The organism is Corynebacterium sp. MSK122, assembly GCF_030229435.2.
Taxonomy (GTDB): Bacteria; Actinomycetota; Actinomycetes; order Mycobacteriales; family Mycobacteriaceae; genus Corynebacterium; species Corynebacterium marquesiae.
In genome coordinates, this window is the sequence record NZ_JASPHV020000014.1 from 1 (window position 1) to 26104 (window position 26104).

A 26104-nucleotide genomic window follows, 5' to 3' on the forward strand; every position below is an offset into this window, starting at 1 on the left:
GCGAAGGCTTTCATATTGGTCGCGACAAGACCGCACGTCTGATGAAACTTGCAGGTGTTTCTGGCCGCAGACGTGGGCGAACCCCAATAACAACGGTAAGCCCGAAGACACCGGATCATCGCCCGGACCTAGTGCGCCGAAACTTCCGTGCGCAGGCACCAGGCAGGCTTTGGGTTGCCGACATTACCTACGTTCGCACCCTGTCAGGATTCGCCTACACCGCGTTTGTCGTGGATGTCTTCAGCCGAAAAATTGTTGGTGTTGCTACACGCTCGACAATGCGCACCGATGCGCTGCCCATGGAGGCATTGGAACATGCGTTAACGACTGCAGGACGAATCCATGGAAACCAACTAATTCACCACAGCGATCGGGGCAGCCAGTACGTGTCACTGAAGTATTCCACCGCGCTAGCTGAGTCAGGAATCCGCCCGAGTGTGGGAACAATCGGCGATTCTTACGACAATGCACTAGCCGAAACAGTCAACGGTCTCTACAAGGCGGAACTGATTCATGCCCAGGGCCCGTGGACGTCGGTCGGAGAAGTCGAACTGGCCACCTTGCGGTGGGTGCATTGGTGGAACACTAAGTGAAGTGTCCCAGGTTTTGTTCCGTTTGAGTAGATGGGAAAATCTGGAACATGCCAAGGAAATTTGACCAGGATGCCAAAGACCGTGTGGTCCGTCTCGTGGAAGACCGCATCTTGGCGGAAAATATGTCGATGCAAGCCGCGTGCCAGGCAGTAGCTCCAAAGTTGGGGGTTTCATGGCACACGGCTCGCCAATGGACCCAGCAGGCCCGTCGTGCGGGAAACATCCCACAACCTGTGCCTGAAGACTTGGCCGCGGAAAACGCGAGGCTACGCCGTGAAAATCAAGAGCTCCGCGACACTAATGAGCTGCTGAAGGCCGCCTCAGCTTTTTTCGCGTCGGAACTCGACCCAAAACGTCGGAAATGATCCGGTTCATCGATGAATACCGGAATCGCTTCTCTGTCGAGTTCATCTGTAAGACGTTGAAGAATAACCGCACTGGTGGGTTTATCACCTCGCGTGGGTATCGCCAGTCCAAGGCCCGTGGGTTAAGTGCTCGTCGCCTTCGTGATGCTGTGCTGGTTGAACGCATTAGTGCTATTCATCGGGATAATTACGGTGTCTACGGTGTACGGAAAATGTGGCATGCTCTCCGCCGTGACGGAATTGATATCGGTCGTGAACAAACTGCCCGTTTAATGCGCCTGGCCGGTGTTTCTGGCAAAGGCAAAGGTGGATCACCAATCACAACCCGTAAGCCTAACGTGCCTGATCTGCGCCCAGACTTGGTGGAGCGTGAATTCAAAGCCCAAGGGCCGAACAAACTGTGGGTGGCTGACATTACGTATGTGCACACGAAGAACGGCTTTGTGTATGCCGCGTTTGTCACCGACGTTTACTCCCGACGGATCGTTGGGTGGGCGTTATCAGATTCTATGCGTACCGAAGCTTTGCCGCTGCAAGCTCTCAATCAGGCGATCGTGTGTGCTGAGGAAACAACAGGTCTCATTCACCATTCGGATCACGGCTCGCAGTACGTCAGCGTTGTCTACAACGAGCGCCTTGCCCAGCACGGGATTGCCGCTTCTACTGGAACAGTTGGCGACTCCTATGACAATGCTCTGGCTGAAAACGTTAACGGCTCCTTCAAGAACGAGCTAATCCATACTCGCAGGTGGAATGACGTTGTCGAGGTAGAAATCGCGACGTTCGAGTGGGTCTCATGGTGGAACGAGACCAGGCTCCACCAAAGCTTGGGGTACCGAACCCCGGTCGAGGTGGAAACCGAATTTTGGAAGCAGAACCCGCCGCAAGTGATAATAGAAATCAAGGCAAATGCCTAGGAACAAAACTCGGGGCACTTCATTGGGTTGCCGACATTACCTACGTTCGCACCCTGTCAGGATTCGCCTACACCGCGTTTGTCGTGGATGTCTTCAGCCGAAAAATTGTTGGTGTTGCTACACGCTCGACAATGCGCACCGATGCGCTGCCCATGGAGGCATTGGAACATGCGTTAACGACTGCAGGACGAATCCATGGAAACCAACTAATTCACCACAGCGATCGGGGCAGCCAGTACGTGTCACTGAAGTATTCCACCGCGCTAGCTGAGTCAGGAATCCGCCCGAGTGTGGGAACAATCGGCGATTCTTACGACAATGCACTAGCCGAAACAGTCAACGGTCTCTACAAGGCGGAACTGATTCATGCCCAGGGCCCGTGGACGTCGGTCGGAGAAGTCGAACTGGCCACCTTGCGGTGGGTGCATTGGTGGAACACTAAGCGACTTCACGAAGCATTGGACTACGCCACCCCACAGGAAGTAGAAACCGAGTACTATCTCACCCAGCCCATCAACACAGGGCCGTAAAAGAAGCGGAACTAAACCCAGGACGCTTCATGCTTATTTGGGCAGCTAGCACCTGGTACAAGGCTGCTAATAAACAGGTTGATACCGGGATGCTGGAGATAAAGGACTTTCTGATCTTTAAAAATGTCGCCGGTCTCATGGCGGTGTATGTGCTTTCGACCCTGGTTATTTCCCTGGGCTTCATTCTCCTGATTATTCCGGGACTCTTCGCCGCCTTCTTCTTTACTTGGATGCCGGCTGTTAAGGCCGCACGCCCTGAGCTATCCGTTGGCGAAACTTTCGGGGCTTCCATCGAGGTCGCGAAGAAGAATGTCGGAGTGAGCATTTTGGTGCTCGTCCTAATTGCCGTCCTGTACGCAGTGTTGAGCTTTACCCTAGTCGGCATGCTTGTGTTCCCAGCACTGAACACCCTCATTTTGGTCCTCTTCGTCCGTCGCACGCTCGGCTTGCGCGGTTAGAAACCCCGCAGACGCACGATAGTTGCGCAAATAAGGCCCTGCCGGTCCACCGAGTACGGTGGGCGGGCAGGGCCTTAATTGTTGGTCGGGGAGGAACCAGGAAACTAGCGCACCGGCAGTGGGCTAGCCAGGTAATCGGCACCGGTCAGCTCGCCATTGTTGAAAGACAAGACCCACACAGAAGCCTTCTTAAACTTCAACTTGTCCACTGGCTTTTTAAGGAACTTTGGGGCGAGGTCTTCAATGATCCCAGGAATGGTGGCGCCTTGGCTGACGATGACGGGCACCCCGCCTTCGTTGACCACGCGGCGGAAAGCTTTCTTGGCTGCTTCTGGGTCGTTCTCCCAGGCCTCGTCGCCAAAGTTTTTGTTGATGGAAATGTCCTTGCCTAGTTCGTCGGCGAGCGGGGCAGCCGTCTGCTGGCAGCGCTGGGGCAAGGCCGAGTAAATCGCGGTGGGCTGGAAGGCGCTCAGCATCGGCACCAGCATCTCTGCTTGGCGGCGGCCCTTTTTATCCAGTGGCCGCAGGTTGTCATCGCCTTCCCAGCTGCCGCTTTCATGCGCGCGTGCGTGGCGCACATAAAGCACGCGGGTAGCGGGCGCGATGCGCAGGCGCTTAGCCGCCTTGGCCACTACCGCGGTATCAACGTCGTAGGACAAGAGGTCTTGCGCCTCGTCGATGGGCAGCCACCGTAGCTCATCGGTTTCACTATTGGCGGAATAGGTTCCGCCTAGGTACTTGGCCACCCAGTAGTAGACCACCTTAGTGCGGCCCTGGACTGGGTACGTTACCTTGCCGATGAGCTTGCCTAGACGCACGCTAAAGCCGGTTTCTTCCAGGATTTCCCGGGCCGCGGTAGTGGGCAGGGATTCGCCGGGATCGACCTTGCCCTTGGGCAGGGACCAATCATCGTAATGGGGGCGGTGGATGAGCGCGATTTCTGGGTCCTGCGGGGACCCGCGCCAGATTACGGCGCCGGCCGCAAGCGTAGTGCGGTGGAATTCCTTGGCGGGGTCCACCGGGATTTCCTGGTGGCGGCCGGAAATAAACTCCTCGTGCTGCTGATCCTTGTCGGTTTCGTGCATCTTTTTAATATTGGGCATCGTCTGCCTCCACGGGGCCTTTCCACAGAAATTGGGTGTTTGAAAACAACGTCTAAGCGCCCATTGTCCCACGGGTAAGGCGCGTTGTGCATCCTCGCCCCACGGGGGACGGGCATGCTTTAAGGTTGGGGTTATAGATTTGCACGTTTGGAGGAGACACCATGGTTAATGTTGCCGTGATGGGTGCTGGTTCTTGGGGCACTACCTTGGCCAAGGTCTTTGCGGACGCCGGAAATGACGTTCGCCTGTGGGCGCGCCGCGCGGAATTGGCGCAGGCCATCAACGAGACCCACACCAATCCGGACTATTTGCCGGATACCCGGCTGCCGGCCGCAGTGAGGGCCACCCACAATGATGTGGAAGCGCTGGCGCTTGCCGACGTCGTCGTGTTCGGCGTTCCCTCCCAAACCTTGCGCGCCAACGTGGAAAAGTGGGCGCCGCACTTGCCGGAAGACGCCACCTTGGTCTCCATTTCTAAGGGTGTAGAGACCGCCACGCTCAAGCGCATGAGCGAGGTCATTATGGATGCGGCCGGCGTGCCAGCAGACCGCGTGGCGGTACTGTCTGGCCCGAACTTGGCCAAGGAGATTGCTGCCGGCCAAGTGGCCGCGACGGTGATTGCCTGCTCCGATGAAGACCGCGCTCAGCGCGTGCAAGCAGCGGTCGCCGCTCCGTACCTGCGGCCCTACACCAATACCGATGTTATAGGCGCGGAAATCGGCGGCGCCTGCAAGAACGTCATCGCCTTGGCCTGTGGTATCGCCTCCGGCAAGGGGCTGGGCAATAACACCATGGCCACCATCATCACCCGCGGTCTGGCGGAAATTACCCGCCTGGGCGTGGAGCTGGGGGCGGATCCATTTACTTTCTCCGGCCTCGCAGGCATGGGCGACTTGGTGGCAACGTGCACCTCGACATTGTCGCGCAACCGCACCTTTGGCTACCGCCTGGGCCAAGGCGGCACGATTGAAGAGGCCAAGGCCGCGACCAATGGCCAGGTCGCGGAGGGCGTCTACTCCTGTGACTCCATCTATCGCCTTGCCCAGCAGGCCGGGGTAGAGATGCCTATCACGCACGCGGTTTATGGCGTGTGCTACGAGGGTATGGCGGTGGAAGATATGATCATCGCTTTGATGGGTCGGTCCAAGAAGTCGGAGTAGGTCGAGGGTAAAATCTGCGGGCATGACTGAAAAGACCCGCGTGGCCGTTATCTATGGCGGCCGTAGCACCGAGCACTCCGTATCCTGCGTATCCGCAGGCGCGATCATGAACCACCTCGACCCAGAGAAATTCGAGGTCGTGCCCATCGGCATTACCCGTGAGGGCACGTGGACGCCCGGCACCACGGAGGGCTTAGAAATTGTCGATGGCGTTATGCCGGAGGTCAGCCCAGGTGCGGAGCTGACCCTTTCTCTTGATCCCAATGCCAGGGGACAATTCCACAACGTCACCGACGGCACGCTCTTCGCAGAGGTCGACGTGGTATTTCCCATTCTGCACGGCCCCTTTGGTGAGGACGGCACTGTCCAAGGCCTCTTTGAGCTTTCCGGCTTGCCCTATGTAGGCCCAGGGGTATTGGCTTCCTCGGTGGGTATGGATAAGGAATTTACCAAGAAGGTGCTGGCGGCCGCAGACTTACCAGTAGCACCCGAGGTCATCCTCAAAGGCCGTACCGAGCTAAGCGAGGACGAAAAGCAACGGTTAGGCCTGCCCGTCTTTGTAAAACCCGCACGCGGTGGATCCTCCATTGGCGTTTCCAAGGTCTCTACTTGGGAGGAGTTCCCCGCAGCCGTCGACCTGGCATTAGAAGATGACGAAAAGATCCTGGTGGAGCCTGAAATCGTTGGCCAAGAGGTAGAAATCGGTGTACTCCACTATGCCGATGGCACCTTGCTGGCCTCCGTCCCAGCGCTGCTTGCCGGTATCGATGATTCCGACGAGGGCTTTTATGGCTTCGACACCAAGTACCTCGACAATGTGGTCACCGCCGAAATCCCTGCGCCTTTCGCACCTGAGCTGACTGAGAAACTACGAGGCATGGCAATCCGCGCCTTCGAGGCCCTCAACTGTGAGGGCCTGTCCCGAGTCGACTTCTTCGTCACCGAGGACTCCGTGTATATCAACGAGATCAATACCCTGCCGGGCTTTACCCCGATCTCCATGTACCCGCAGGTGCTCGCGGCTTCCGGGGTGGAATACCCGGCGCTACTTGAGGCGCTTATCGAGCAGGCCCTAGCCAAGTAGGCCTAAGCGCTGCCTACTTTTCGGTCGTGTGCTCTGCGAGCACGTCGCCGATTTCCACCAGTGCCGCCTGCGCGGCATCTTGTGGGGCATGTAGCGCAAGGTAGTCCTCGCGGCCGAGGGCAAACCATGTGCCTGCGGTCGTGCCATGAGCCAAGGTAGTGTCCTCGAACCACGGAATATCGTTAACCTGCTGGAGCTTGACTCCGGCGCGATAGTTCTCCGGCTTGACTACGCCGCATCGCGCAACGATGTCTTCGCGGCCATCGGCGCTCCACACATAGGTATTCTTTTCCTCTACCTTGCGGCGGTTGTATCCCTCAGCCACCGAATCGGGCAAGGCCTTGTCCACCTCGGCGCACATGCGGTCATTGCCCGCCTTGAGCGCCTTGAGTGGCGCGTCGTGCGCGGTGGCTGGCTTTTCTTCGAGGGAAGAGAGGGCGTCGTTAAGCTCGCCCGGCTCTGCATCAGTGGAGGCAGTGACCGCGACAATGGGGAAGCGCTGTGCCGCATACCAGGTGGTGAGGTTGGAGCCAGGGGTGGCATCACGCACCTGGAACCACTGTTCGCCCTCTACGTCCTGGGTCTGGGAGTACTCGGTGTACTGGAAAGGCATATCCACGCCACAGCGCACGGTGACCTTATCGTCTGAGGTAGCGGCCCAAGCCGCGACACCAGAAGGCACGGGATCGGCAATGTCTGCCCGCGGTTTATCCATCACCTTGTCCGGCAGGGCGTCGATAAAGTTGCGGCAGGCTTGTGAGTCTGCCTCCTTAGACTCCACGGGGGAGACCGCCACGGGTGCTTTGGCGACGTTATTGAATACGTATTTTGCGCCGAAAAGGACCGCCAGAACCATCACTATGGACAACCCAAGTGAAATGAAGATCGCGGTGCGGTTAAATTGGGATGTCATAAGGGCTCATAGTATCGAAAGGAAGCTGGTGAACTTAACTCAGACTCTCGCAGATGTGGGAGAACGCGCCGCCATCCGGGAAATTACCTCCGTGGCCTCCAGTGGGCTCAATGGAGACGATGCCGCGGTTCTGCCCAGTGCGCCGCCGAATTCCCGCACCGTGACGGCCACTGATTTGATGGTGGAGGGACGTCATTTCCTGCGCGAGTGGTCTACCCCGCGCGAGATTGGCAAGAAGGCCATCTTGCGCAATTTTGCCGATGTGGAAGCTATGGGTGCTCGCCCGGTGGCCGCCCTCCTTGCTATCGCCGCGCCAGGAGATACCCCGGTGTCCTTCGTGCGCGGCATTGCCGAGGGAATTGCGGAGCATAGCTCTTTCTATAACGCCGAGTTGGTAGGCGGTGACCTTACGAAGTCCGATCTTTTGGTCATCAATATCACGGCCGTAGGCTTCCTGGGCGGCAGCCTTCCCGCCTTGACCTTGGACGGGGCGCGGGCAGGTCAGCAGGTGGTAGCGCACGGTAAGATCGGCCACTCGGCCGCCGGCTTGGCCTTGTTGCAGCGCTTCGGCCGGAACCTGCCTGCAGGGCATGAGCACCTGCAGCCGCTTATCGACGCCCACTGTGCCCCCTGGCTCAACCCCGGCCGCGGCGTCATTGCCCGTGCCGCGGGGGTCACCGCGATGACCGATAACTCAGACGGGCTAATTCAAGACTGCACTACGATGGCCGAGCACTCCTGTGTGCACATGGACTTGGATCCGCAGGCCTTGCAACCGGAAGAATTGCTGTGCCAAGCCGCGGATTTACTCGACTGCGATCCGTGGGAATGGGTACTCAGCGGCGGCGAAGACCACACCCTCATCGGCACGACCGCAAAGGAAGCACCCTCAGGATTCCGAAAGATTGGCACCGTAACCCGCGGCTGCGGGGTTACGCTGGGAGGCACCACACCGAGCTATCAGAAAGGCTGGCTGAGCTTTTAACCATGCACCCTACCTACCACCCTTCCTGGGAACCGGTGCTGGCGCCGGTAGTAGAAGAGCAATGGCCACAGATCTCCCATGCTCTTGAGGGCCAAGACTATCTGCCCCCGGCTGAGGACGTCTGCCGCGCGTTGCGCATGCCGCTGGATAAGGTCCGCGTGCTCATCGTGGGCCAAGACCCTTATCCCACCCCAGGACACGCCATGGGTATGGCCTTTTCCACCCGCCCGGGTGTGAAACCGCCGCGTTCCTTGGTCAATATTTACCGCGAGCTGCACGATGATCTGGGTATCAACGGCCGAGCGGACGGCGACCTGAGCGCCTGGGCGGATCAGGGAGTGTTGTTGCTCAACAGAGTGCTTACGGTAGCACCAGGCCAGGCTGGATCGCACCGCCGCATCGGCTGGGAAGAGATTACTGAGGCTGCCATTCGCGCGCTCAACCGCAGCCCCATGGTCGCGATTCTTTGGGGCCGGGATGCGCAAGCGTGTGAGCGCTTTCTTCCAGACGTCCCTTGTATCAAGTCCCCACATCCCTCGCCGCTATCTGCCAGTCGCGGTTTCTTTGGTTCTCAGCCCTTTTCCCGGGCAAACGCCCTTTTGCAGGACCAAGGCGCACAGGAAATAGACTGGCGCTTGTAAACTATTGCGCATGTCCTACCCCAGCACGCTGGATTCCCACGGAATGCGCAATTGGGCCACCCGCGCCGTAGGGGAATTAGCCCATCGCCGCGATGAGATCAACGCGCTCAATGTCTTTCCTGTACCGGATTCCGATACGGGCTCGAATATGGCGCACACCATGGAAGCAGCGGTTGCGGAGCTGGACAATGGCGGCGATGTCGCCGACTCCCTTGCGCTCGGGGCGGTACGTGGTGCCCGCGGGAACTCGGGAATGGTGCTGTCCCAGGTTCTGCGCGGCGTTGCCGAGTCAACTGTGGACTCAATTATCGACGGCGACGTTTTTGCCCGCTCCCTGCAGCAGGCTGTGGAGCTGGTGGGCCGAGCCATCGCCGAGCCGGTGGAAGGCACAGTTATCACGGTTCTGAAGGCAGCCGCCGAGGCCGCCGACGACGCTGAAGCGCAGTCAGGCGCAACCTTGCACAGTATTGTGAGCGCCGCAATCGCTGCCGCGGAAACGGCCCTCGAGCGCACTCCTTCGCAATTGCCAGCTCTGCGCGAGGCAGGAGTGGTGGATGCCGGCGGCGCTGGCCTCGTTATCCTTTTAGAGTCTCTTCTCGCAGAAATTGAAGGCTCGACCAGGCACACAGGCCTGCCCGAACCGGAGCCGGAAACTGAACTGGAAGTGGTCTTTTTCTTCGAGGGAGATATAGACACGCTGCAGGTAGCAATTGAACCGTTGGGAGACAGCCTGGTCATCGCTCGGGCCACCGAGGACAGTGCTAATGTACATATCCACTCCCGCCAGGCAGGCAAGGTCATTGAAACCGCCTTTGGTATCGGAGAGGTAACCAACCTGCACCTGGAGGTGTTGCCTCCTTACGCCGAAGCTGTTTCCGAAGAGCCGATTGCTCGCCGAGTGTTTGCTGCCGCACCGGCCGGGCCTATCAGCGATCTTCTGGCATCTGCGGGGGTTAGCGTAGTGTCTCCGGATGATCCCATTGCGGCTAAGGACGAGGACATCGTTCTAGCCACCGACGTGAGTTCGCAGACCGCTACTGGGCGAGTAGTGCCCGCGCAATCGCTGGTTGCAGCCTTAGCCGCGATCTCCGTTTATGAACCGGATAACCCAGATACTGGTGCCGTCGTTGCTGCTATGCGTGATGCTGCCAAGTCCATGCGAGTGGCTTACCCGAGCCCGGAAACCCCGCAGTCAATCATTGCCACTTGCCGCGATCTCTTGGCAGAAGGCGGTGAGCAGGTCACAGTCCTAAGCGCCTTAGACCTAGACCAGGAGGAACTAGCTCAACAGCTTCGCGTAGATGTTATGGCACTGAAAGTACCGGAAATCGCAACCGAAATCGGAGTGGAATAGCAATGCTCGGCTGGCAGGACAACCGCCCTTTGACAGAGGTGCTTGCGGCGAAAGACGCCGCGAAGATTACCAAAGCACTGGGGTATGAGACCTGCGGCGAGCTCTTAGCTCACTATCCGCGAGACTATATCCGCCACAACAAGGATGTCGGCCTAGGAGACGCTGCCGAGGGCGATATCGTCACGGTTACCGGAACTATTACCGGATTCACTCGCCATGACTCGGGCAAGACCACCATCATCAATGTGCAACTCGATGGCAGCATCATTGCGACGTTTTTCAATGCCAATTACGTGATGCGGATGTTGCACCGCGGACAGCGCGTGATGATGAGCGGCAAGCTTAAGTTCTTCCGTAACCAGCCGCAGTTGCAGCAGCCGGACTTTGTAGAGATCGATGCCTTCGGACGCCCCGATGGCGAACTGGATGATTACCGCCAGCCAGCGGCTGGGTCTGGCAAGAAGCACCGCCCAAAGGCCACCGGCTCGCTGCGGAACCTGTCGCAGTTTGGCAGGCTCGACCAGCTCCTCTTGGAACGTGAATGGATACCGGTGTACCCAGCCACGTCCAAGGTGACCTCGTGGTACCTCATGGGCGCCATCCACTACGTCCTATCTAAGACCCCGCCGATCGCGGAACCGCTGGATTATCAGATGATTATCAGCCTCGATAAGGCAGTGCGGGAAATCCATGAGCCAGGGGAAGCAGGCCCCTACCGTGCGATTCAGCGGCTGAAGTACAACGAGGCTCTGTCTATTGGTCTGGTGATGGCATTGCGCCAGCGAGATGCCGAAGCCCGGACCGCTTCTACCATGCCGGCTACCTTAGGCGGCTATCGCGAGGAACTGCTGAGCCATCTGCCCTTTGACCTGACCGAAGGGCAGCGTCGCGTCATTAGCGAGATCGAAGACGATCTGGCTCGTCCGCTGCCCATGATGCGCTTGTTGCAAGGCGAGGTTGGCTCGGGCAAAACCATGGTGGCTACCTGCGCTATGCTGCAGGCTGTCGACGCAGGAACGCAGGCCGCTCTGTTGGCACCTACGGAAGTACTTGCTTCCCAACACGCTGCCTCCATCGGGACCTCGGTTCCCGAAGGGGTCAAGGTGGTACTCCTGACCGGCTCCATGCGTACGGCGGACAAGCGGCAGGCTTTATTGGATATTGTCTCCGGTGACGCGGACATCATCATTGGAACCCATGCGATTATCCAAGACACCGTGGAGTTCTTTAACCTGGGATTGGTCGTCGTAGATGAGCAACACCGGTTCGGTGTAGAGCAGCGCGATAGCCTGCGGTTAAAGGCACGTGAAGGCCTCAGCCCCCACGTACTGGTGATGACAGCAACACCGATTCCGCGCACCATTGCGATGACCGTCTTTGGCGACCTCGCCGTATCAACGCTAACCGAGCTGCCCGGTGGTCGCAAACCTATTCAATCAGCGGTGGTGGCCGAGTGGCGGCCGACCTGGGTGCTGCGCGCACTCGAGCGGATACGCGAAGAGGTGGCCCACGGCCATCAGGCCTATATCGTTTGCCCGCGCATTGAAGGCAAAGGCGGGGTGCTAGAGCTTGCACAGCAGCTAGAAAACGGACCGTTTAAGGGACTGCGCGTAGCCATCTTGCACGGAAAGATGCCCAATAAAGATGAGGTAATGACGTCATTTGCTAGGGGAGAGATCGATATCTTGGTCTCTACGACGGTCATTGAGGTAGGCGTGGATGTTCCCAATGCCACGGTGATGCTCATTCGCGAGTCCGAGCATTTCGGCGTTTCCCAGTTGCACCAGTTGCGCGGGCGCGTGGGACGAGGCGGTAATGCCTCCATTTGTCTTCTGCACACAACGGCAGCCGATAACACTCCATCCTTCCGTCGTATCACTCAGATCGCCCAAACTTCCTCGGGTTTTGAACTGGCTGAGCTTGATTTGCGCCAGCGCCAAGAGGGCGACATCTTGGGCACCATGCAATCCGGAACGCATCGCACACTGCGGCTACTGAACTTGGCGGATGACCAAGACATTGTGGAGCGCACCCATGCGGATGCGCGCGCCATGGTGTTGCGCAATCCCGAGTTGGCTGAGGAACTCACGCGCAATTTGAGCGAAAGCGAACAGGAATACTTGGAGAAGAACTAAGACGGGTTAACCTAGAAGCATGAAAATTTACGCCCCCTTCGCGGGCATCGTCCGCTGCCATGTGAATGTGGGAGACACTGTTGATACCGGAGTACCGCTGGCGACCGTTGAAGCCACGAAGCTTGAGGCTTCCGTAGAAAGCCCCGGCCCAGGAAAGGTCTACCGTATCGTGGTCTCTGATTTTAGTGACGTGCTGGGCGGAGACCTTTTGATGGAGATTGGAGAAGCATAAATGACGCGCATTATTGCCGGCGAAGCCCGCGGCCGCACCATTAAAGTGCCTGCAGAAGGAACCCGGCCTACTGCAGACCGCGCCCGCGAAGGGCTGTTTTCATCCCTCACTGCACGTTGGGGCTTTGCTGGATCTTCGGTGCTCGATCTTTTTGCAGGCTCTGGTGCCCTAGGTCTTGAGGCAGCGAGCCGTGGGGCAGATGAAGCAGTACTGGTGGAATCTTCGGCCGATGCGGTAAAGATCATCCGGCACAACATGGGCGTCGTCAAGCATCCCGGCGTGCGCGTGCAAGAGATGAAGGTAAGCACTTACCTGGCTAGTGCCCCGCGCAAACACTTTGACCTGGTGCTGGCGGACCCGCCCTATGCTTTTGATGAAGTGGATGAACTCATTGCTGCCATCGAACCGGTGCTTACTGATCGCGCAATGGTAGTAATTGAGCGCCATGTTGATTCCGCGGATACTGAGTGGCCTGCTGGTTTTGAGCCCACCGGCCAGAAGCTTAAGAAGCGCACCTTTGGCATCGCACGCATGGATATGGCGGTTTATACCCGCCCCGGCAGCGAGGACACCGAAGACTAAACCACTGAAAAGAAAGCGAAAGTAGCATGACTAAGGCCGTCTGCCCTGGATCCTTTGACCCTGTCACCTTAGGCCACGTCGATATCATCAACCGCGCTAACCAGATGTTTGATGAAGTCACCGTGTTAGTAACCGGTAACCCTGGCAAGCCCTCCGGCCTCTTTAGCGTGGAGGAGCGCATGGAACTTATCCGTCAGAGCGTGGATTCTTCCATCAAGGTGGACTATTGCTCCGGGCTTTTGGTGGATTACACCACGGAGCATGGGGCGGACGTTTTGGTGAAGGGACTGCGAAGCTCTCTCGACTATGAGTATGAGCTGCCCATGGCGCAGATGAACCGGCGCCTTTCCGGTATCGATACCGTCTTCCTACTCACGGACGAGAAGTACGGATATATCAGTTCCTCGCTGTGTAAGCAGGTAGCAAAGTTTGGCGGCGACGTAACGGGTATGTTCCCCGAATCCGTAGGCCGTGCGGTAAAGGAGAAATACCGTCAGTGAGCCTCGCACTGGTTATTTTCCTCGTCGTTGTCGTTGGTTCGACACTGCAACGGGTATCCGGAATGGGGCTCGGTCTTATCGGCGGTCCCATCCTTATGCTGATAATGGGGCCGGTCGAAGGCATTCTAGTCATTAACGTTTTGGCTTGTGTTAATGCGATGTTGACCACCTATTCCGTGCGCGAGAATGTGAGCTGGAAGAAGTTCGGGCTCATAGCCCCAGTCATGGTGATTGGCTCCTTGGCCGCGGCGCTGCTCATTAGGCGTATGGACACGGCAGGGCTCATGATTGTGGTGGGTGCTGCGCTTCTGGCCGCACTGGCGGTGGTCACTTTTGGAAAGAAGTTTGTCCCGCCGATGGAGGGCAAAGGCCCTGCCATCTCGGCCGGCATTCTCGGCGGCTTTACCAATACCTTGGCCGGCGTGGCCGGCCCGGTTATTACCGTCTACGCCCAGGCGGCAAAGTGGCCCCAACATGTTTACGCCGATACGCTGCAGCCGATTTTTGTGGTAGGCGGATTCTTTTCCGTGATGACCAAGACTCTCACAGGTGCGGCACACTTTGATGGCCTGCCTTGGATGATGTGGCCCGCGGGAGTATTAGGCATGTGTGTAGGAATTTGGGCCGGAACCCGGATTGCCCAGCGTGTTCCACGAGAAAAAGCCCGCGTGCTTTCGCTGAGCGTCGCCGGCTTGGGTGCGGCCAGCGCATTGATTCGGGGTCTTTTAACACTGGTGTAGAGGAATGAGTCGCGACAAAGCCCGCCGGTCCTCTCTTTTAGCTGAAAGACGGCGGGCTGAAGGCACTCTGTTGAGTGCAGTGGGGGGCTACAGCAGCGAAGCCAAAAAGTCCTTGGTGCGTGGTTGTTGCGGGTTATCCAAAACCTCGGCAGGGCTGCCGGACTCGATGACAACGCCGCCGTCCATGAAGAAGACCTTATCGGCTACCTCGCGCGCAAACCCCATCTCGTGGGTGACTACGAGCATGGTCATGCCTTCGGCTGCGAGGTCCTTCATAACGCGCAGCACTTCGCCGACGAGCTCGGGGTCGAGGGCGGACGTAGGTTCGTCGAACAGCATAAGCTTAGGATCCATGGCCACCGCACGAGCGATGGCAACGCGCTGTTGCTGGCCGCCAGAGAGCTGTACTGGGTAGTTATTGGCCTTGGACGCCAAGCCAACGTCCTCCAACAGCTCCATAGCGCGGGCGCGGGCGGTTTCTTCCGGAATCTTTTTTACCTGCACCGGTGCCTCGATGATATTTTCAATCACCGTGCGGTGGGGGAAAAGGTTGAAAGACTGAAAGACCATGCCGATATCGGAGCGCTGCTCTGCGGCTTCCTTCTCGCTGATCTCATAAAGGGTGCCGTTCTTTTCGCGGTAGCCAATTAGCTCGCCGTCGACGTAGAGGCGGCCCGCCGTCGCCTTATCAAGGTGGTTGACGCAGCGCAGGAAGGTGGATTTGCCGGAGCCCGAGGGGCCCAACAGGCAGGCCACTTCGCCGGGCTGGACCTCAAGGTCAATGCCTTTGAGGACCTCGAGCTGTCCGAAGGACTTATGGACATTCTGGGCGGAAATCATGGGAGTAGCCATTAGTTTTTAGCCTCCGAAATCACGGATACGTTGCGGGGGATGGTGCCTTCAGCGTCTGCCAGCGCAGCAAGTTGGCGGCCGGTGAGTTCGCGGGTGGCACCGCGCTCAAAGCGGCGCTCCAGGAAGTACTGTCCCACCATCAGTAGGGAAGTAACCACGAGGTACCAGGACGCTGCGACCAGCAGCAGCGGGATGGGCTGGAAGAGAGCGGCGGAAATATCAGTGGAGCGGCCGAAGATCTCCTCGGTATAGGGAATGGCCACCACGAGGGAAGAGGTCTTGAGCAAGGAAATGAATTCATTGCCTGTAGGCGGAATGATAATGCGCATGGCCTGCGGAAGGACGGTGCGGCGCATGGTCATCCACCAGGACATGCCGAGTGCCTTGGAAGCTTCCTTCTGCCCCTCGGGAACGGAGGTGATACCGGAGCGCACAATCTCGGCCATATAGGCGGCTTCATTGAGACCCAGGCCCATCACCGCAAGGAAGAAGGCGTTGGTGAGGATCGTCTGCAAGGATACCTCGGTAAAGCCCAGGTTGATGGATTGGTAGATAGCGGAGAGCAGGCCCCAAAACACCAGCTGCACATAGATAGGCGTGCCACGGAAGACCCAGAGGAATACCCAGGAGACGCTGCGCAGCACCGGGTTCGGGGACATGCGCATAACCGCAAGTATGGCACCACCGACAACGCCGATGATCATGGACAAAATGGTGATGGCGATGGTGTGGAGGGAGGCAAGTGCAATGCGCTTATCAAAGAGGTACTGGAAGTAGGTGTCCCAGCCAAAAGCCTCGTTGCGGGCGGAGGCGATGATGAACCACACGCCGAGCACGATAAGCAGGCCGGCGAAGACCCAGCGCCACGGGTGGCGTAGAGGTCGCGCCTCGATCTTGGCGGGCTTTTCCTTTGGCTCTGCCGTAGCTGGCGTCGCCGTATTTTCATTAACCATTGATCGGCCTTTCATTAATCATTGCCTGGTCTATTAAGCCATCCTCGATGCCCCAACGGGACAAGATTTCTGCATACTCACCGGTTTCGATGAGGTGTTGCAGTGCCGCGGCAGAGGCCTTGCCCAGATCGGAATCCTTGGGTACGGCAAAGCCATAGGGCGATGCTTGGAACATATCGCCTACCTGCCGCATCTTTCCCTCGGAGCGATTGACAGCCCACGCCGTTACCGGTGAGTCTGCGGACAGGGCATCTGCGCGTCCCATGAGGACCGCCAACGCGGCGTTGTCACCCGTGTCATAAGACAAGACAGTGAGATCGCCGTTGCACGCATCCTTCTTGGGACGCACATCGTCGGTTTCAGATACCGTGGTGCGCTGCACCGCAACCGTCAAGCCGCAAGGATTATCCGGGTCAACCTTCTTAGGCCCATCTACTCGCTCGGCCCACTGGATGCCGGCGTAGAGGTGGTCTACAAAGTCGAACTCATTGCGGCGCTCGGGGTTATCCGTGAAGCCGGATGCACCCATATCAATCTGGCCCGATTGCACGGCGGGCAAGATCATCGAGAAGTCCTGTTCCATGGGCTGGAAATCGAGTCCCAAGACTCCGGCAACGGCGCGAGCAAGATCGAGTTCAACGCCCTGGAGCGCCCCGTGGGAATCCTTGAGCTGAAATGGGGCATAGGGTGGGTTAGTTCCGGCAGTGAGGACGCCATCGTTGTCGTCATACATGGCGGCAATTTCCGGCACCATTGCGGAATGGGGTTCTTCCCAGCCCTCCGGAGTGGAATCTTCCTCGTTGGTGACGCAGGCGCTGAGGCTCAGCGTGGGGACGAGGACCGCGGCGGAAATCGCGCGGCGGGAAAACGAGCGCGGCATTACTTTTGCGCCGTCCTTTCATCTATAGCGCGGGCTTTCTTCATGTCTACGACGATGAACGCAGAGACGATGAGTGCACCGAGGATGAACATGCCGATGATGATGCCGCTAGAGGCATCTTGGTCAGCTCCCCAGGGCCACAGTGCGCGCAGAGAACCGAGCATGAAACCGGCCATGGCCATCAGGGTCGGGGCGCGGTGGTGATCCAGTAGGAAGTTCAATACCTTGATAAATGCCGCAAGGCCACACAGGGCGCCTAACGCGAAGACGGCGATAGTGCCCAAGTCACGATCTGAAACGGCGCCAATAATGGGCTGGTAGAGGCCCATGGTCAGCAGGATGAGCGAGCCGGAAATACCCGGCAGGATGAGTGCGCAGACGGCGATGGCGGCGGCGAAGAAGACCACAATGAGGCTGGGGTTCTCGTGCGGTTCGGAGGTGAATCCGGTGATAAAGAAGATGGCAATCGCAGCGATTATAAATGCGATGATAGAGGAGGGGCGCAGTCTCTCCTGCTTAGAAAGCATAGATAGTGGCACAAAAATGGACACAGCCACCATGCCCAAAAATAGCGCTCCGGAAGCCGATACATGATTATCCACGAAGTTAGAAAGCACGGTGGACATTCCGAAAACGGCAATAAACATGCCGATAGCTACGGAGAGAAGAAAGCTCCATTCGACCTTTTTGAAGCGGCCGGAAATGAGATCGTTGGCGTTGTGGACTGCGCGTTCATAAATGCCCACGATGAGTGCCACGGTACCACCGGAGATGCCCGGTACGAGCTCGGCCATGCCGATGAGGGCACCGCGGATAGCGTTCAAAATGTATTGCATAAAATAAAAATCTACCTGGGAGGGGACTGGTGCGGAGGGCGACTGGCCTAGCAGGGCGGCAGAAAAGTGCCGAAGGGAGACGCTAGGCGAACCGCTGTGAAGCGTAATGCATATCTTTCATTAGAGGGCGGTGATCTACCTCCCGCGGTAGGGGAGGATCTTCTCCCTAACCGTAAAGGTAAAACCGTATTCACGAATATTCTGTCAGTTTAATGCACCCCAATGCAACTATGCAGTTTGGGGCAGGATATACGGAATCTCATACGGGAAAATACTCTCTTTGGTAGAAACCATAAGTTTTCCATTATTCAGTCTGATGTTTACGCGGGCTTCAACTAGCTGAAAGATTCACGCCCTAGAATCCCCCGCGTATTCCCGTCATTTCCCCTGTGCAAGCATCCCTTTCCAATCATAAAGGACTCTCTATGAAAAATCGTTTCGTCCTGCCTGCGTTAACTGCAACCGCAGTGGTGGGAAACCTCATTGTTATACCGGCAGCAAGCGCTGCGGAGGTTGGGGCCGAGGGCGCATCGGTCAGCGAGGGCTCTCGCTTTAGCATCGGCGTCTTACCGGATACCCAGTTCTATTCGCGCTATTCCACCCCGGAGACCGGCAACTTGGCCCAAGCTCGTTACGGAAGCGAACCCTACTTGGCCCAAACCCAATGGTTGGTGGAGCACCAAGACGAGCTGAATATGGACTTTGTCACCCATCTGGGTGACGTTGTAGACCAGTGGAACGTGGAGGGCGAATGGCAGGTGGCTGATAAGGCCATGCGGGTCCTCGACGATTCGGATCTGAACTACTCCATCCTGCCCGGCAATCACGACATGGACGTGGAGGGTGCGTCGGCTCACCCTTATGACCAGTGGTTTAGTGCCGATCGTGCCAAGGCCGCTAATCCGGAGACCTTCCAAGAGCGCTACACGGCCATCAATAATGACTCCGAGGCTCACATCTTTGAAGCCGAGGGCCAGAAGTACCTCAACCTTGCGCTGGGCTGGCGCGCCGATGATAAGGCCCTTGCGTGGGCGCAAGGCATCATCGATAAGCACCCCAACTTCCCCGTCATCGTCACGACGCACGAAGCCCTCAATATCGATGGTGAAGGAGACGTCTTCTATTCCGATGACTACGGCAAGGGGTTATGGGATAAGTTCATCAAGCGCAACGACCAGATCTTCCTGGTGATGGGCGGCCACCACCATGGTGCGGGCTACCGCGTGGATAAGAACGATGCCGGCCATGACGTCGTCTCCATCTTGCAGGACTATCAGATGGCCTACCAGGGCGGCAACGGTCTGCTGGGCGTGCTCGAGTTCGACCTTTCCGGCAAGCAATTGGAAATGACCGCGCTCTCTCCGTGGGTGGCGCAGAAGCCGCACGAGGAGCTGACGCAGTTCGACAAGCTCACCCTAGATGATAAGGGCGATAGCTACGCCATTCCGTTCGACTTTGAGCAGCGCTTTTCTTCCTTTTCCCCGGATTTCACCGTGGGCGAGGGCCACCAGCCGGACCTAGCGCAGCGTGCACGTGACATCGCCGCTGAAGGCTTTAGGCCCTATACCATTGCGGAAGACGAGCTTCCCAAGGGTGCGGATGACTTTGCCAAGAATGATCACAGAGTATTCCACTGGCGCCCGGGCCAGGCCCAGGACAAGGACGGCCATGCGCTTGCCGACGGCGCCCCTGCCGGCCGTGGTACCACCATCCCCGATATTGCCAGCGATTCCGGCAGCGACCTGCATCGCTCTGGCGCCATGCTAGGCGATCGAGTGACCTATAGCTCTGACCACCACCCGCTGTCCTCTGATTCCGGCTCCCTCTTCTGGTCCGACCCAGCGGGCAAGGTCGGCAATGCCGAGTTCCGCACCGACAAGGACGCGCCTGCAAATAAAGTTGATACCACCAAGGGCTATACCTTCGAATCCTTCGTCAAGATTCCTAAAGACTTCAATGGCGCACAGCATGGCTGGGGAAGTGCGCTTAGCCGCGACTCTGCGATCAATAGGTTGGTCGACGGCTCTGATGACACGGACCCTACCGTCATGTTTGGTATCTCCAACCTCCGCGAGCTGCGCTGGTGGGCGGAGCCGAAGCAGGGAAGCGGTTCTACCGTATGGTCCCACGAGGTGCCCAAGGACGAGTGGATGCACATCGCCGTGGTCAACGATCCGCAGCGCGATAGCGTGGAGATGTTCATCAACGGCGCGCCTATCCTGCGCAATGCGGTAGGCGCCGAAGGTCTTCTCCCGCGCGACCTGCAGTGGGTCATGGGCGGTGGCTTTGATAACCAGCGCCCGCAGGACCCCTGGTACGGCTGGATTGGTGAAACCCGACTGACCCAAGGAGTTCTGGGCAAGGAGGAATGGCTTACCGCCCGTGCGCATGATTCCGGCAAGCCGGTCGATACCACGCAACCTGCCACGGGGAGCTCCGCATCGAGCAGCGGCGCGAGCTCCAAGCCCGCCATCTTCGGAGCAATCCTCGGCATCGCAGGCGTGGCCGGACTCATTGGTCTAGCATTACCGCAGCTGAAGGCCTCGATCCCGCAAATCAACGCAGTGCTGCGCAAGTACCATCTACCTACGTTGCCTGAACTGGGCTAAAGCAAAGACCTCGGTTTCCTGACTTAGTGGAAACCGAGGTCTTTTCTAGTCGTGCCCCTGGTGAGACTCGAACTCACACTGGACGGGTTTTGAATCCGTTGCCTCTGCCAATTGGGCTACAGGGGCGCACAGTGTAAAGGCTGGCTGCCTTTGACTGTGAAAATAGTAGCGCAGGCACTAGGCGAATTCCTAATTGGGTAGTGTCAGCGGGGGAATGCCCACGTCATCCACAAAATCTGCACCGGGGTGTTCTAATGTTGGCGTGCTTCTCTAGGATGGGGCAGGTGACTACTAATCAGCCTCGACTTCTGCTCATTGACGGCCACTCTATGGCCTTTCGTGCCTTCTATGCCCTGCCGGTGGATAATTTCTCTACCTCAGGAGGTCAGCACACTAATGCCGTGTATGGCTTCTTATCGATGCTCTCTAATATCGTGGCGGAAGAGACCCCCGACGCCATTGCGGTGGCATTCGACGTGGGGCGCAAGACCTTCCGCACTGAGATGTTCCCAGACTATAAGGCCCAGCGCGAGGCCGCGCCGGAGGAGTTCAAGGGTCAGGTAGACCTCATTCGCGAGGTGCTCGAGGTACTGGGCATTACCACCCTCTCTCGTGAGAACTTCGAGGCCGATGACATTCTGGCTACTCTCGCAACCGAGGCACAGGACTATGAGACTCTCATCGTTACCGGCGACCGTGACTACCTGCAGTTAGTTAATGAGTCCACGACGGTGCTCTATCCCATGAAGGGCGTATCCACGCTCCACCGCTTTACCCCTTCCGCGGTAGAAGAGAAATACGGTCTCACTCCCGCGCAGTACCCAGACTTTGCCGCGTTGCGTGGCGATCCTTCCGATAATTTGCCGGGCATCCCAAAGGTAGGTGAGAAGACCGCCACCAAGTGGATAGTCAAGTATGGGGACTTGGCATCCTTGGTAGAGCATGCGGAGGAAATTAAGGGCGTGGTAGGCAATAACTTCCGCGAGCGCATTGAACAGGTGCAGATGAACCGCAAGCTCACCCAGATGATCACGGACATGGATCTAGAGGTTGGCCCCGATGACTTGGCCTTTAAGGAAGCCAGGGTCGCGGATGTAGCCGCCAAGTTCGACGACCTCGAGTTTGGTACCAACCTGCGTGATCGCGTACTGGCTGCCATTCCTAATGATGGCGCTGAGGCAACGGCGCAGGCCGAGGAAGTCCAAGAGCTAGAGACGGTCATCGATGACGAGCCCTTGTCCCAGTGGCTGCCCGGCCGAGAGCATGTCGCGGTGTATGTCCAAGGCGAGGGAACCCCGGGACAGGGCGACGCTTCGGCGATTGCTTTCGTGGACCAGGACCGTCACGGCCTGCAAGTGGAGCTTGGCGATCTTTCTGCCGCGGACGATAAGGCCCTGGCTCAGTGGTTAGCGTCTGATACGCCGAAGTATTTCCACGAGGCAAAGGCGGCTTTCCATATGCTTGCCGGTCGTGGGATTGAGCTGGCTGGTATCGCCCATGACACAGCCCTTGCCGCCTACCTTCTTCGCCCAGGTCAGCGCACTTACGCGCTTGCCGACGTCTATCAGCGCCACCTTCAAAAGACCCTCGGCGCCGCCACGGAACAGCTTTCCCTGCTGGATGATTCCTCCCTAGCGGACCAGGCCGCAGCAATCATGGAGCTGGCAGAAAGGCTCACCGCAGAGCTGCAGGAAATTGACTCCTTTGAGCTATATACCGACCTCGAGTTGCCGCTGGTAATCATCCTGGCGCGCATGGAGGCTACCGGAATTGCCGTTGACGTTGACATTCTCGAAACGCAAAAGGATGCCTTTGTAGAGCAAGTTGCCGAGCAAGAGCGTGCTGCCCGCGAGCTTGCCGGCGATGACAAACTCAACCTTAACTCGCCGAAGCAGCTGCAAACCGTGCTCTTTGAGACTTTTGAGCTGCCCAAGACCAAGAAGACGAAGACGGGCTATTCCACCGCGGCCAAGGAGATTGAACAACTCGCGGCTAAGAATCCCCACCCGTTCTTAGACCACCTCTTGGCTCACCGTGAGTACCAGAAGATGAAGACCACCCTCGAAGGTCTAATCAAAACCGTGCAGCCGGATGGGCGCATCCACACCACGTTTAATCAGACGGTGACATCGACTGGCCGCCTGTCTTCTACCGAGCCAAATCTGCAGAATATCCCGGTGCGCACCGAAGCTGGGCGACAGATTCGCTCCGCGTTTGTCGTAGGCGAGCGCTACGAAGAACTTATGACCGCGGACTACTCGCAGATTGAGATGCGTGTCATGGCGCACCTCTCCGCTGACCCAGGCCTCATCGAGGCCTACAAGGAAGGCGAAGACCTACACAACTATGTTGGCTCTCGAGTCTTTGACGTTCCCGTTGACCAAGTGACACCCGAGCTGCGCCGCCGGGTTAAGGCCATGTCTTATGGGTTGGTATACGGACTTTCCGCTTTCGGTCTATCCCAGCAATTGGGCATTCCGGCGGGGGAGGCAAAGTCCATCATGGAAAGCTACTTTAAGCGCTTTGGCGGCGTGAAGAAGTACCTCGATGAAGTCGTGGTCCAAGCCCGCAAGGATGGCTACACGGCAACGCTCTTTGGCCGTCGCCGCTACTTGCCAGAGCTCAACTCCGATAACCGCCTAGCACGCGAGAACGCGGAGCGCGCAGCGCTAAATGCGCCGATTCAGGGCACTGCCGCGGACATCATTAAGGTGGCGATGATTCGCGTGGACCGTGCACTGCAAGGGATGAGGTCTCGCGTGCTGCTACAGGTTCACGATGAATTGGTAGTCGAAGTCGCCCCCGGTGAGGCCGACACGGTTCGAGAGATTCTCGAGCGAGAGATGGACTCAGCGATCGAGCTCAACGTGCCTCTAGAGGTCTCCGCCGGCGCAGGCAAGGATTGGGATGCCGCAGCCCACTAGCTCGGTTACTTTCTCCCGCCGAGAAAAGGCGCGCCTTAGGCTCGCCTCGCAAGGCCTAACCGTGCCGCGGTGGGAGAGTGCTGAGGAGGTGGTTCGCGCCTTCGGTGTAATACAAGGCCAGGACCTGCATACGGTGCGCCGGTCGCTGGCCTTGCGGGCGGAAGACCACTCAGATGCCGGAAATATTGTGCGTGGCTATCCCATGCGCAATACCCTCTTCGCGGCTTCTGTCAAGGATATAGGCTGGATAACTGAACTGTGCGCTAAAGGGCGCAAGGGTGACGCAGAGTTGCTGGCAGCGGTTAACAAGCTCATTGATCGTCCCCTTTCGCGTGCCGAGCTTAAGGAACGGGCGACCACAGCGTTGCCTGAAGTGCCTTTCTGGCATGTTGTGCGCGTAGCAATGGAAAGCGGTCACGCCGTCTACTGTGGAGCCGAGCAGCTCATCACACCAGTGGAGCTGCCGGGGATAGACGAAACTTTCAATGGAGATAAGGTCGCCGCTACCGCTGACCTAATGGTCCGGTATTTCCGCACTCATGGCCCAGCGACGCTGCGGGACTTTGCTTGGTGGACAAAGCTGCCGCAAAGACTAATAAGGCCAGCAGCTGAACACCTTCCGCCGGACATCGTGCAGTGTGGGGAAGATTCCCAGGACTTTGTTTCGGCTGAGGTAGTGGAAATGGCCGAAGCACGAAAGAAGCAATCGGTATTGCTGCTGGGGGCATTTGACGAGTACATCTTGGGTTATCAGGACCGTCTATTTGCGATGACGAAGGAAGTCCACGAGACACTCGTTCCTGGAAACCGAGGGGTATTTCGCCGCGCCATCGTGGTGGATGGACAGGTCCGCGGAACCTGGAATAAACAAGCTATTGAAGACCTGGGCATGCCTGACTATGCAGTGCGGAAGGTTCAGAAGTTATGGCGGGATGAGAACTAAGTTTTTTAGGTAGCCTCTTCTGCGCAGCAAAAGTTATGAGTGTGAGCCGAAAAGCCAAGAAGGGAATTGCTGAGCCGTGACGTTAGAAGACAAGACGAATAAGTGGACACTCCGCTTTATTTGAAAGCCTGTGGGCCATTCAAGTGAATCTTCCTGCAGCCGATATTAATGACCTCGGGCTAGCCCAATTTCTTGAAGAATATAAGGTTTCTGCAATTTCGTACCCGGTTTTGGCCGGGTGTTATTTTTTGATGGCCATGATCATGGCGCGCGTGGCGCCAAACCCTAAGGTCAGGCGATTGACGGCCGTTGGGGTGATGGTCATATCCACGGCACTTGCGTTCCTCTTTCCGTCCGCGTGGATGTTTGCTGCGTTGGTTATTTTCGCACTTGCTTATTACCTCTGGCCGCGAAAAGAAGGCGTGTCCATCTGAGGTCGGCGCTCGACTAGGCAATTGGCCAGCATGTCGAAGGGCGTCTGGCCGAAAGCAAGGACGCAGAGACTTAATGCGCCGAGTAATAACGGCATGACTATCGGCAAACCGGTCAGCGTGAGCAGCGAGAGTAGCAGCCAGGAATTGCGGAGGCAGGCTGCGCGCCATCCGGGGTGGGTAACGATGATCTCCAGCTTGAGCGACCATTTTCCCAGCGACGTCGCCTTGGTGGCTTCTGCCCATACGCGGTAGACGTAGAAGACTAGGGCGAGGGCCACGGCGTTGTAAACCTCGAGGGCTTGGCCGGTTAAGGGGGCGTCGGCAAGTACATTGATTGCCCAGCGCACCACAACGATGACGGCTGCTGCCAAGAAGGCGTCGATCCACCAGGCAAGGCCGCGGCGCAGGAGTAGGCCAATTCGATCCAGAATCATGCCCATAGGTTAGCGGCAATTCCGGCAGACGAAAATGATCGTGCCCGGGAATATCTCGCCGCGCTCCGGCGACCATTGGCCCCACGTAGTGGTGAGATCCTTAGGCCATTCGGGCTCGATGATGCGCTCAATGAGGTAGGGACCTTCACCCTGTAAAGCCTGAAACCAGTCGGCGATGGTGCGGTGGAACTCCGCATAGGTGAGGTTGCCATTGTGGTCTTGCTCCAGATAAGCGCGATCGAAATAGCTGATATCGGCGGTGAGATCGGTGGGGTCGTCGGGGAAAATCCAGCGCATCGGGTGGTTGGCCGAAAGGACAAAGCGACCGGTTGGTTTAAGAACGCGGGAGACTTCACTTAAGGCTAAGTCAAGGTTGGCAAGGAAGGGAAAGGCTCCGAACGCCGAAAATGCGGCGTCGAAGGAGTCGGTGGCGTAGGGGAGTGACAGTGCATCGGCCTGCGTTAAGGGGAGTCCGGGCGCAGCGTGGTTAAGCATGCCGCGGGAGATATCGAAGCCGGTGGCGAAGTGTGCGCGCGACTGCAGCCATTCGGTGCACGGGGCGGAGCCGCAGCCAATTTCGAGGACGGAGGAGGCCGAGACGTCGCCTAGCAAGTGTGCTTGGTCTTCGTGCAGCATTTCTGGGCACCAGTAAAAGGAAGATAGGTAGTCGGGGTGCTCGGCGTGGTAGTTGTCGGCGTCGCTATCCCAGTAGGCCTGGTTTGCGTGCGAGGGGGAAGTCACGGTGGAAGAAATTCCTTTGCGAAATAGTTGGTGCGCGTATTTGCCCTTTTAGCTGGACAGATGTAGGGTTGAACGTGCGTGTCTATGCCACGGGTTGTTCTAAGCCCCTGTAGGAAGGCTTTAAGCAATCACGAGGCGGGATCGATTATTTCTCTTTTTAGCTGCATTTGCGCAGCTTAGCAAGCTTTTTTCGAGAGACACGCAGT

23 protein-coding genes, 1 tRNA gene and 2 pseudogenes are annotated in these 26104 nt (G+C 57.8%); 17 read left to right on the forward strand and 9 right to left on the reverse strand.

Annotated features, from left to right (window positions below; translation table 11 throughout):
* The 4 genes and pseudogenes from QP934_RS07300 to QP934_RS07315 form a co-directional block, all read left to right on the forward strand.
* A pseudogene (locus QP934_RS07300) lies at positions 1-590 on the forward strand (IS3 family transposase); the annotation flags it as partial.
* Between the two features lie 50 nt (positions 591-640).
* Positions 641-1875 (forward strand): IS3 family transposase gene (locus QP934_RS07305; protein WP_172465262.1). Its coding sequence is split into 2 segments (ribosomal slippage): positions 641-929 and positions 929-1875, totalling 1236 coding nucleotides; the frame shifts between segments, so codons are not numbered across the junction.
* Between the two features lie 23 nt (positions 1876-1898).
* Positions 1899-2405 (forward strand): annotated as a pseudogene (locus QP934_RS07310) (IS3 family transposase); the annotation flags it as partial.
* Between the two features lie 29 nt (positions 2406-2434).
* Positions 2435-2863 (forward strand): hypothetical protein, encoded by a 429-nt coding sequence (locus QP934_RS07315; protein ID WP_419127192.1) that lies wholly within the window; start codon positions 2435-2437, stop codon positions 2861-2863.
* A gap of 104 nt (positions 2864-2967) precedes the next feature.
* Here QP934_RS07315 and QP934_RS07320 read toward each other — a convergent pair whose 3' ends face one another.
* Positions 2968-3966 carry a bifunctional NUDIX hydrolase/histidine phosphatase family protein gene (locus QP934_RS07320; protein WP_337888736.1) on the reverse strand — a complete coding sequence of 333 codons (999 nt, stop codon included), beginning with the start codon at positions 3964-3966 and terminating at the stop codon, positions 2968-2970.
* Between the two features lie 161 nt (positions 3967-4127).
* Between QP934_RS07320 and QP934_RS07325 the strand changes: the two genes are divergently transcribed.
* Both QP934_RS07325 and QP934_RS07330 read left to right on the forward strand, forming a co-directional pair.
* A complete protein-coding gene (locus QP934_RS07325; RefSeq protein WP_337888737.1) occupies positions 4128-5126 on the forward strand; it encodes an NAD(P)H-dependent glycerol-3-phosphate dehydrogenase in 999 nt (332 codons plus the stop codon).
* Between the two features lie 22 nt (positions 5127-5148).
* Positions 5149-6210 carry a D-alanine--D-alanine ligase family protein gene (locus tag QP934_RS07330; RefSeq protein WP_239272978.1) on the forward strand — a complete coding sequence of 354 codons (1062 nt, stop codon included), beginning with the start codon at positions 5149-5151 and terminating at the stop codon, positions 6208-6210.
* A gap of 13 nt (positions 6211-6223) precedes the next feature.
* Here the strand turns inward: QP934_RS07330 and QP934_RS07335 are convergent, their stop codons facing one another.
* Positions 6224-7123, reverse strand: coding sequence for a DUF3515 domain-containing protein (locus tag QP934_RS07335; protein WP_419127193.1), 900 nt, complete (start codon positions 7121-7123; stop codon positions 6224-6226).
* On the opposite strand from QP934_RS07335, the gene QP934_RS07340 reads away from it, so the two are divergent.
* The 8 genes from QP934_RS07340 to QP934_RS07375 are packed head-to-tail and all read left to right on the forward strand — an operon-like array spanning position 7071 to position 14292.
* Positions 7071-8108 carry a thiamine-phosphate kinase gene (locus QP934_RS07340; protein WP_337888739.1) on the forward strand — a complete coding sequence of 346 codons (1038 nt, stop codon included), beginning with the start codon at positions 7071-7073 and terminating at the stop codon, positions 8106-8108. The two genes, QP934_RS07335 and QP934_RS07340, sit on opposite strands and share 53 nt — an antisense overlap.
* A gap of 2 nt (positions 8109-8110) precedes the next feature.
* Entirely contained in the window at positions 8111-8749 is a 639-nt protein-coding gene (locus tag QP934_RS07345) for a uracil-DNA glycosylase (protein WP_337888740.1), read from the forward strand.
* 10 nt (positions 8750-8759) lie between these two features.
* Entirely contained in the window at positions 8760-10103 is a 1344-nt protein-coding gene (locus QP934_RS07350) for a DAK2 domain-containing protein (protein WP_337888741.1), read from the forward strand.
* 2 nt (positions 10104-10105) lie between these two features.
* The gene (locus tag QP934_RS07355; protein ID WP_419127194.1) at positions 10106-12238 is read left to right on the forward strand and encodes an ATP-dependent DNA helicase RecG; all 2133 of its coding nucleotides are present in this window, start codon (positions 10106-10108) and stop codon (positions 12236-12238) included.
* A 19-nt stretch (positions 12239-12257) separates the two neighbouring features.
* A complete protein-coding gene (locus QP934_RS07360; protein ID WP_419127195.1) occupies positions 12258-12470 on the forward strand; it encodes a biotin/lipoyl-containing protein in 213 nt (70 codons plus the stop codon).
* Positions 12471-13052, forward strand: coding sequence for a 16S rRNA (guanine(966)-N(2))-methyltransferase RsmD (rsmD, locus tag QP934_RS07365; RefSeq protein WP_299139525.1), 582 nt, complete (start codon positions 12471-12473; stop codon positions 13050-13052). It abuts the gene before it with no gap.
* Between the two features lie 26 nt (positions 13053-13078).
* Positions 13079-13552 (forward strand): pantetheine-phosphate adenylyltransferase, encoded by a 474-nt coding sequence (gene coaD / locus QP934_RS07370; protein ID WP_419127196.1) that lies wholly within the window; start codon positions 13079-13081, stop codon positions 13550-13552.
* Positions 13549-14292 carry a TSUP family transporter gene (locus QP934_RS07375; protein ID WP_419127197.1) on the forward strand — a complete coding sequence of 248 codons (744 nt, stop codon included), beginning with the start codon at positions 13549-13551 and terminating at the stop codon, positions 14290-14292. Before coaD ends, QP934_RS07375 begins: the two co-directional genes overlap by 4 nt.
* A gap of 87 nt (positions 14293-14379) precedes the next feature.
* Here the strand turns inward: QP934_RS07375 and QP934_RS07380 are convergent, their stop codons facing one another.
* Genes QP934_RS07380 through QP934_RS07395 form a run of 4 tightly spaced genes read right to left on the reverse strand, consistent with a single transcriptional unit; the run spans position 14380 to position 17813 of the window.
* Entirely contained in the window at positions 14380-15144 is a 765-nt protein-coding gene (locus QP934_RS07380) for an amino acid ABC transporter ATP-binding protein (protein WP_005323289.1), read from the reverse strand.
* Positions 15144-16097 carry an amino acid ABC transporter permease gene (locus tag QP934_RS07385; protein ID WP_225747022.1) on the reverse strand — a complete coding sequence of 318 codons (954 nt, stop codon included), beginning with the start codon at positions 16095-16097 and terminating at the stop codon, positions 15144-15146. Before QP934_RS07385 ends, QP934_RS07380 begins: the two co-directional genes overlap by 1 nt.
* Positions 16090-16977 (reverse strand): ABC transporter substrate-binding protein, encoded by an 888-nt coding sequence (locus QP934_RS07390; RefSeq protein WP_419127198.1) that lies wholly within the window; start codon positions 16975-16977, stop codon positions 16090-16092. The genes QP934_RS07385 and QP934_RS07390 overlap by 8 nt, the downstream gene beginning before the upstream one ends.
* A complete protein-coding gene (locus tag QP934_RS07395) occupies positions 16977-17813 on the reverse strand; it encodes a DUF368 domain-containing protein (protein ID WP_225747020.1) in 837 nt (278 codons plus the stop codon). The genes QP934_RS07390 and QP934_RS07395 overlap by 1 nt, the downstream gene beginning before the upstream one ends.
* Positions 17814-18238: 425 nt before the next feature.
* Here QP934_RS07395 and QP934_RS07400 point away from each other — a divergent pair, with 425 nt between their 5' ends.
* Positions 18239-20422: a LamG-like jellyroll fold domain-containing protein gene (locus QP934_RS07400; protein WP_419127199.1), complete on the forward strand. Its 2184-nt coding sequence runs from the start codon at positions 18239-18241 to the stop codon at positions 20420-20422.
* Between the two features lie 52 nt (positions 20423-20474).
* Here QP934_RS07400 and QP934_RS07405 read toward each other — a convergent pair.
* Positions 20475-20548 (reverse strand) — tRNA-Leu (locus tag QP934_RS07405).
* 128 nt (positions 20549-20676) lie between these two features.
* Here QP934_RS07405 and polA point away from each other — a divergent pair.
* Together polA and QP934_RS07415 are read left to right on the forward strand one after the other, a co-directional pair.
* Positions 20677-23346, forward strand: coding sequence for a DNA polymerase I (gene polA, locus QP934_RS07410; RefSeq protein ID WP_419127200.1), 2670 nt, complete (start codon positions 20677-20679; stop codon positions 23344-23346).
* A 61-nt stretch (positions 23347-23407) separates the two neighbouring features.
* The gene (locus QP934_RS07415) at positions 23408-24289 is read left to right on the forward strand and encodes a DNA glycosylase AlkZ-like family protein (RefSeq protein ID WP_419127201.1); all 882 of its coding nucleotides are present in this window, start codon (positions 23408-23410) and stop codon (positions 24287-24289) included.
* A 397-nt stretch (positions 24290-24686) separates the two neighbouring features.
* On the opposite strand, the gene QP934_RS07420 is transcribed toward QP934_RS07415, so the two are convergent.
* Positions 24687-25157, reverse strand: coding sequence for an RDD family protein (locus QP934_RS07420; protein WP_337888751.1), 471 nt, complete (start codon positions 25155-25157; stop codon positions 24687-24689).
* A gap of 9 nt (positions 25158-25166) precedes the next feature.
* A complete protein-coding gene (locus tag QP934_RS07425) occupies positions 25167-25898 on the reverse strand; it encodes a class I SAM-dependent methyltransferase (protein WP_419127202.1) in 732 nt (243 codons plus the stop codon).
* Positions 25899-26104: the final 206 nt, after the last annotated feature.

Excerpts from the sequence above, each read along its gene's own strand:
- QP934_RS07315 (WP_419127192.1), top strand. The coding sequence starts at position 2,435 with ATGCTTATTTGGGCAGCTAGCACCTGGTACAAGGCTGCTAATAAACAG.
- QP934_RS07320 (WP_337888736.1), bottom strand. The coding sequence starts at position 3,966 with ATGCCCAATATTAAAAAGATGCACGAAACCGACAAGGATCAGCAGCAC.
- QP934_RS07325 (WP_337888737.1), top strand. The coding sequence starts at position 4,128 with ATGGTTAATGTTGCCGTGATGGGTGCTGGTTCTTGGGGCACTACCTTG.
- QP934_RS07330 (WP_239272978.1), top strand. The coding sequence starts at position 5,149 with ATGACTGAAAAGACCCGCGTGGCCGTTATCTATGGCGGCCGTAGCACC.
- QP934_RS07340 (WP_337888739.1), top strand. The coding sequence starts at position 7,071 with ATGGACAACCCAAGTGAAATGAAGATCGCGGTGCGGTTAAATTGGGAT.
- QP934_RS07335 (WP_419127193.1), bottom strand. The coding sequence starts at position 7,123 with ATGACATCCCAATTTAACCGCACCGCGATCTTCATTTCACTTGGGTTG.
- QP934_RS07345 (WP_337888740.1), top strand. The coding sequence starts at position 8,111 with ATGCACCCTACCTACCACCCTTCCTGGGAACCGGTGCTGGCGCCGGTA.
- QP934_RS07350 (WP_337888741.1), top strand. The coding sequence starts at position 8,760 with ATGTCCTACCCCAGCACGCTGGATTCCCACGGAATGCGCAATTGGGCC.
- QP934_RS07355 (WP_419127194.1), top strand. The coding sequence starts at position 10,106 with ATGCTCGGCTGGCAGGACAACCGCCCTTTGACAGAGGTGCTTGCGGCG.
- QP934_RS07360 (WP_419127195.1), top strand. The coding sequence starts at position 12,258 with ATGAAAATTTACGCCCCCTTCGCGGGCATCGTCCGCTGCCATGTGAAT.
- rsmD (WP_299139525.1), top strand. The coding sequence starts at position 12,471 with ATGACGCGCATTATTGCCGGCGAAGCCCGCGGCCGCACCATTAAAGTG.
- coaD (WP_419127196.1), top strand. The coding sequence starts at position 13,079 with ATGACTAAGGCCGTCTGCCCTGGATCCTTTGACCCTGTCACCTTAGGC.
- QP934_RS07380 (WP_005323289.1), bottom strand. The coding sequence starts at position 15,144 with ATGGCTACTCCCATGATTTCCGCCCAGAATGTCCATAAGTCCTTCGGA.
- QP934_RS07385 (WP_225747022.1), bottom strand. The coding sequence starts at position 16,097 with ATGGTTAATGAAAATACGGCGACGCCAGCTACGGCAGAGCCAAAGGAA.
- QP934_RS07390 (WP_419127198.1), bottom strand. The coding sequence starts at position 16,977 with ATGCCGCGCTCGTTTTCCCGCCGCGCGATTTCCGCCGCGGTCCTCGTC.
- QP934_RS07395 (WP_225747020.1), bottom strand. The coding sequence starts at position 17,813 with ATGCAATACATTTTGAACGCTATCCGCGGTGCCCTCATCGGCATGGCC.
- QP934_RS07400 (WP_419127199.1), top strand. The coding sequence starts at position 18,239 with ATGAAAAATCGTTTCGTCCTGCCTGCGTTAACTGCAACCGCAGTGGTG.
- polA (WP_419127200.1), top strand. The coding sequence starts at position 20,677 with ATGTTGGCGTGCTTCTCTAGGATGGGGCAGGTGACTACTAATCAGCCT.
- QP934_RS07420 (WP_337888751.1), bottom strand. The coding sequence starts at position 25,157 with ATGATTCTGGATCGAATTGGCCTACTCCTGCGCCGCGGCCTTGCCTGG.